The sequence below is a fragment of the Colwellia sp. BRX8-4 genome (assembly GCF_014077345.1).
Taxonomy (GTDB): Bacteria; Pseudomonadota; Gammaproteobacteria; order Enterobacterales; family Alteromonadaceae; genus Colwellia_A.
In genome coordinates this window covers 402205-408678 of record NZ_JACGVS010000001.1, presented here as the reverse complement: position 1 = coordinate 408678, position 6474 = coordinate 402205, and the positions used below count along the sequence as shown (strand labels likewise).

7 protein-coding genes are annotated in these 6474 nt (G+C 38.6%); 1 reads left to right on the top strand and 6 read right to left on the bottom strand.

Going from position 1 to position 6474, the window contains the following annotated elements; all coding sequences use genetic code 11:
• Positions 1–464 precede the first annotated feature (464 nt).
• On the top strand, positions 465–1004 hold the full coding sequence (locus H4J56_RS01795; RefSeq protein WP_182217472.1) for a gamma carbonic anhydrase family protein: 540 nt from the start codon (positions 465–467) through the stop codon (positions 1002–1004).
• Positions 1005–1019: 15 nt separating this feature from the next.
• On the opposite strand, the gene H4J56_RS01790 is transcribed toward H4J56_RS01795, so the two are convergent.
• The 6 genes from H4J56_RS01790 to H4J56_RS01765 form a co-directional block, all read right to left on the bottom strand.
• A complete protein-coding gene (locus tag H4J56_RS01790; RefSeq protein WP_182204140.1) occupies positions 1020–1247 on the bottom strand; it encodes a hypothetical protein in 228 nt (75 codons plus the stop codon).
• A 1-nt stretch (position 1248) separates the two neighbouring features.
• Positions 1249–2055, bottom strand: a complete 807-nt coding sequence (gene aroE, locus H4J56_RS01785) for a shikimate dehydrogenase (RefSeq protein WP_182243355.1) — start codon at positions 2053–2055, stop codon at positions 1249–1251.
• Between the two features lie 135 nt (positions 2056–2190).
• Entirely contained in the window at positions 2191–2889 is a 699-nt protein-coding gene (locus H4J56_RS01780) for an OmpW family protein (protein ID WP_182258764.1), read from the bottom strand.
• A 281-nt stretch (positions 2890–3170) separates the two neighbouring features.
• Positions 3171–4082, bottom strand: coding sequence for an oxygen-dependent coproporphyrinogen oxidase (hemF, locus tag H4J56_RS01775; RefSeq protein ID WP_182175890.1), 912 nt, complete (start codon positions 4080–4082; stop codon positions 3171–3173).
• Complete coding sequence (locus tag H4J56_RS01770; protein WP_182175891.1) at positions 4079–4627, bottom strand: Sua5/YciO/YrdC/YwlC family protein; 549 nt, start codon at positions 4625–4627, stop codon at positions 4079–4081. The genes hemF and H4J56_RS01770 overlap by 4 nt, the downstream gene beginning before the upstream one ends.
• 119 nt (positions 4628–4746) lie before the next feature.
• A complete protein-coding gene (locus H4J56_RS01765) occupies positions 4747–6372 on the bottom strand; it encodes an acyl-CoA synthetase (protein WP_182222573.1) in 1626 nt (541 codons plus the stop codon).
• Positions 6373–6474 lie beyond the last annotated feature (102 nt).

The following is a 6474-nucleotide window of genomic DNA, read 5'->3' as shown; positions in this document are numbered from 1 at the left end:
TGCCTGAAGCGAGATGCGCATGATACGCTTCTCAGTTTTGATGTCAACGTTTTATTTAATTTAATTTGAAGTTTCTTTTCGAAGATTCAAACCTTATCTATAAAACGTTAAGTTAACTACTTTACCCTAAAGTGATGTAGATAACTTATCAAAACAGCTCTTTCGTGGTTCGTTTTGACTGAACCCCTTGGAACTGGAGCGCATTCTAGAGATTTCTCGCTGGGCGTCAACCCTTTTTTGCAATAAGTTTGAAATAAACGTTTGTTCGCTTAATTAACGTACAGGCCACGTTTTTATTGAGGTTTATTCGACCGAATACCACATTTATTAACCACACTTCTATTAGCTGATACTCTTTCGTTAAACTAAACATTTATATTAATACAGTTTATAACTGATATTTTTTCAACCTTTAGTCGATATTTGCTAATATTAATGCACAAGTTCACAACCTAATTCTCATTATGAATAAAACTATATTACGTAGCTACAATAAAATCACACCAAAATTGGGCCAAAAGGTCTATATTGATGAGTCTGCTGTACTCGTTGGAGATATATCTATGGGTGACGATGTCAGTATTTGGCCTTTGGTCGCCGCTAGGGGTGACGTTAATACTATTAGCATTGGCAATAGAACCAATATCCAAGATGGTACGGTATTGCATGTAACCCGTAAAAGCGCAGGTAATCCAACAGGCAATCCTCTCATTATAGGTGAAGATGTTACCGTTGGTCACAAGTGCATGCTACATGGTTGCACGTTAGGAGATCGTATACTTGTTGGTATGGGGGCAATCATTATGGATGGCGCGATTATTGAAAGTGACGTTTTTATTGGTGCAGGTTCTTTGGTGCCTCCTCATAAAACGTTAGAGAGTGGTTACCTATATGTAGGTAACCCGGTAAAACAAGTGAGATTACTAAAAGAAAGTGAGCAAGCATTTCTTAGTCAGTCTGCGATTAATTATGTTGAGCTTAAGAATGAGTACCTTGCTCAATAATAATTTATTAGCCCGTTACTTATAGTACAGCTCTATTCGACTTTCAGGGAGTGGCTCATTATCGTCGAGCCACTCTTCAACGATTTCTTCTAAATCAAATTTCAATGCATCACTCATTACATTATGCTTTGTACACTTAATAAGAATATTAATACGCTCACCAGAGAGTAATCCACTAAAGATCCAGCCCTGTTGGTTGTTATCATAAGTTATATCATCGTTGAAGATTATTTGTTGATTCATCTTAATCCTCTTTTCTTAGCCTATTTAGCACCGATGCGGTTTCAGGTGAAACATTTCGCCAAGTTCTAAAACTTTCGGCGGCTTGTTCTACCAACATACCTAAACCATCAATAACATTACTTGCGCCATTGGCTTTCGCCCAAGCTAAAAATGGACTAAGTTCTTTACCATAAACCATATCGTAACAGTCGGTATTAGCAATAAGCTCTTTTGATAACGGTGGAATTTTCCCCGTTAAGCTTGCCGATGTAGCATTGATAATAAGGTCAAACTTTTCTGCTCCCAGAGCATCGAACCCTGTAGCCGTTAATTTATTGTTGTTAAACTTTTTAATCAGCTCTTCGGCTTTACTAACTGTTCTATTGGCGATAACAATTTTCTGTGGTCCTTGTGCTAATAAAGGTAAAATCACGCCTTTAGCAGCACCACCGGCACCAAGTAATAAAATACGACTATTTTTTAATAATATTTTATGATTAAGGAGGTCTTGTACAAGCCCTTCCCCATCGGTGTTATCGCCAAATATTTTACCACCCGCAAACGTTAAGGTATTTACCGCGCCGGCAAGTTGAGCCCGCTCGGTTAATTTATCGCATAATGCCATCGCTTGTTCTTTAAAAGGAGCGGTAATGTTGGCACCTTTAGCGCCACTATTCATAAAAGTAATGATTGTTTGTTCAAATAGCTCTAGTGCTACATATTCACTTTGGTAGTTAAGTTGCTGCTGAGTTTGCTGCGCAAAAGATTGGTGAATGATGGGCGAACGTGATTGTTTGATAGGGTTACCAAAGACGCGATATTGATCCATAGAAAGCACTGGGTAATAAATTATACTTAAGGTTATCGTAATAAAGGCATGATGAATATAAAAAAAGCAGTTACCTTTATATAAAAGATGACTGCCTTAAAAGGGTGTTGTTAAGAGTTTGTGTTATTAATAATACTAAAACTTATAACCCAACATGATTGAATAAACCATAGGGTCAATTTCTACTGACGCAGACCCTTTAATATCACCAATTTTGAAGGTGGCATCGGCATTAATATCAATATAACGAGCGGAAGCATTTACGTGCCACTTATCATTTATTAAGTAATCGGCGCCCACTTGAAACGATAAGCCTAATGAACCATCAAGCTCTAAATCATTAAAACCTAAAGATTCAGGTGTACTTTTAAAACTTTCATCAAAAAATATGGTGTAATTTATGCCAACACCCACATAAGGTTTAATGTTCGATGCACTGTTAAAGTAATAAAGTGCACTAATTGTGGGTGGTAACTGTGTGACTTCCGCTAATGTCGCACCATCGACGTTCGCACCAAACAGTCCGGCAGAGATACGTTGTTGATCGTGAATAATGACATCATGGGCGAATGGTGTTGCAGCTAAAACTTCTATTGCCCAATTGTTATCATAGAAATAAATAAAATTTAAGCCAAGTTGAGTATTGTCATCAACAGAAAGAGATAATGGCGTGTTACCTCCTAATGCTTCAACAAAAACCCCTGACTTACCGCTATCTGGGTTAACCATAGTCACACCACCACGGAAAACAAAATCTCCGGCTTTATAATCTTCAGCAAAGGCAGTTACAGAAAGAGAAGCTAAAACAGCTAAAGTAAGTAAACGTTTTTTCATGTGCAAAGTCCCTGTTTATTTTGTGGGTATTTAATGAAACGGATTCTATAGAGACTTAAAAATAAAAACATGACCTAGCGCAATAAAATTGCGTTGTTTTAACTTTTATTTAAACATTTTACAAATAGAGGGGAGTAGAGGTAAATAACAGTGGCAAGTAAGCTTGGTGACGAAAATATAAAACAGCTAATGTCATTGACAGAAACACGAGAAGCTTTACGCTTCTCGTTCAATCGGCGTTCAAAAAAATCTAGCTGAAGTATTATAAATGATGATAATAATTATTGAGCTAACCAGTCTTGCGGTACTAAGTACTGAGCCAGTTCAGCTTCTTGACTTGTTGGATCGGGCTGATAATTATATTCCCAACGAGCAAGTGGCGGCATCGACATTAATATCGATTCTGTACGCCCACCTGACTGCAAACCAAATAAGGTTCCTCGGTCAAAGACTAAGTTAAACTCAACATAACGGCCACGGCGATATAATTGAAATTGACGTTGTTGCTCAGAGAATTCAATGTGCTTTCTTTTTTCGATAATCGGAACATAAGCGTCAACAAAGCCTTGCCCAACAGCTTTAATATAATTTAAGCAAGTATCAAAATCCCATTGATTCAAATCATCAAAAAATAAACCACCAACACCACGCGTTTCATCTCGATGTTTTAAATAAAAATATTCATCGCACCATTTTTTATGCTCATTATAAACATTTTCACCAAAAGGCTGACAAAGTGATTTTGCCGTTTGGTGCCAATGAACAACATCTTCTTTTATAGGATAAAAAGGGGTTAAATCAAAACCACCACCAAACCACCACACAGGTTCCTCACCTTCTTTCTCAGCGATAAAAAATCGTACATTAGCGTGTGACGTTGGAATATAAGGATTTTTAGGGTGAATAACTAATGAAACACCACAAGCTCGCCAGGTTCTACCGGCTAGTTCAGGTCGATGAGCACTCGCTGATGGGGGTAACTTATCACCAGAGACTTCTGAAAAGTTAACACCACCTTGTTCAATAACAGTCCCGTCGGTTAATACTCGAGTACGGCCACCACCGCCTTCAGCGCGTATCCAGTTATCTTCAACGAACTGCCCACTTCCGTCGGCGGCTTCTAATGCTGAACAAATATTGTCTTGCAGTGATTTTAAAAATTCAATGACTGTTTCTATGCTTACTTGGCTCATGCTCGAATTGTCTCTCCGGTCAGTGCATCAATTATTCTTGAAGGTTGAGTATACCCTAAAGTACTACCTTTTATGATGAAATCGATTTCAGCTGACAAAGTTTCTTCAACGTCTTGCCAAGTTCTTGCCGGCTCCTCCCCCGATAGGTTAGCACTGGTAGAAACAATTGGTTTATTTACCTTGTTGCATAGCGCTACTACATCAGGTTGGCTAGTCAATCGAACGGCTATGGTGGAAAATTTTCCAGTAAGTAGCCGATGGGTATTGCTATTTTTTGGCAATAATTGAGTAATACCGTTAGGCCAGCGAGAAAGTATACTCAAGCGTTTATCTTGCGGTATTTTACTGTCATCAATATAAGGGAGTAATTGAGAGTAGTTAGCCGCTAGTAAAATGAGGCCCTTTTCTGGAGAGCGGTTTTTAATGCTAAGTAATTTTTCAATTGCGAGTAAATTATCTGGATCGCAACCTAGGCCAAAAACAGCTTCGGTTGGATAAGCAATAATACCACCTTGGCTGTAAGCCTCTTCGGCAGAAGTCATCATAAATAATAATGGAAAATTAAAGGATTATTTTATGATTATACGGCGTTTATCTAACAGATAAAATAAGTGTTTAATTTCAGATAAAAATAATTTTATCGCCAAAATTAAACACTTGATAGTTATGAGAGGCTTTTTACTTTTTCACGTAAAATAAACTTCTGCACTTTACCTGTCGACGTTTTTGGTAAATCACTAAACACAATTGTCTTAGGGGCTTTAAATGTAGCCATATGTTCTCGACAAAAACTGATGATATCTTGCTCTGTAGCGCTGCGGCCTCGCTTTAATGAAACAAAGGCGCATGGAGTTTCCCCCCATTTCTCATCGCTTTTAGCGACAACGGCTGCTTCTAATATGTCAGGGTGTTGATATAAAATACTTTCGACTTCTACTGAAGATATATTTTCTCCACCTGAAATAATAATATCTTTAGAACGATCTCGTATTTCAATATAACCATCAGGATGCTTAACGGCTAAATCACCAGAATGGAACCAGCCATGTTTGAATGCTTCATTGGTCGCTTTCTCATTTTTTAGATAACCTTTCATCATACTATTACCACGAAACATAATTTCACCAACCGTTTCAGCATTACAAGGGACGGGCTGCATAGTTTCAGGGTCTAATACATCGACTTCTTCTTGTGTAGGATAGCGTACACCTTGACGTGCTTTTAACGCTGCTCGTTCATCATCGCTTTTATCATTCCATTCATCTTTCCACTCACTTACCACACAAGGCCCATAAACTTCAGTTAAACCATAGCCTTGGGTAATATCAAACCCCATTGCTTCCATCCCTTTAATAACGGATGGTGGTGGCGGAGCCCCCGCGGTCATGATATTTATGCCACGTGGTACTTTTGCCAGTAACTTTTGGTCTGCATTTAAAATCATATTTAAGACGATTGGCGCACCACAAAAATGGCTGACCTTATGTTCAATTAAACTTTCAATGATTGCGCCAACTTCTACCTGCCTTAAACAAACTTGTGTTCCACCCACAGCAACAACAGTCCATGGAAAACACCAACCATTACAATGGAACATTGGCAGTGTCCATAGGTACACTGAGTTATTGCCTAATGGCCAGATCATGTTGTTACCCAGCGAATTTAAATAAGCGCCGCGATGTGAATAGACCACACCTTTTGGGTTACCCGTTGTCCCTGAAGTATAATTTAACGCCAGCGCTTGCCATTCATCATGAATTAAATTTCCGGTGAAATTTTCATTACCTTCGGCAAGTAAGTCTTGATACTCAACAGAACCTAAACGTTCACCGCCTTCACTCATTACATCGTCGATATCAATAATCAGCGGTTGACGTGAACATAAGGTTAGTGCTTTTTTTACCACACAAGAAAATGCCGTATCGGTTAAGAGTACATCACATTCGCCATGGTCGAAAAGAAAAGCAATACTTTCAGCGTCTAAACGAATGTTTATAGAATGTAATACTGCACCCGTTAACGGCACACCATAATGGGCGTCTAGAAAGGCAGGAATATTAGCCGCCATGATGGCTACTGTATTACCGGGCTTAACACCGCGTTGCATTAATGCTGAGGCTAGCCGTCTAACATTATTACGATATTCACGATAAGTGATTTTTTGTTTACCATGAATGATGGCAACGCGTTCAGGATGTACGTCGGCGGTTCGATTTAAAAAGTTAATCGGTGTTAAAGGCTGGCTATTGGCTGCAACTTTGTCTAAGCCTTGGTCATAAATATTGTTCATCGACTTTCCTCATTATATTACGGTGCTGGTAGCTATTTAGTGCTACTTAACTTCTGCACTTACTAAGGATAGTTTACGCCTATTATTGCGTATAAAAATTAT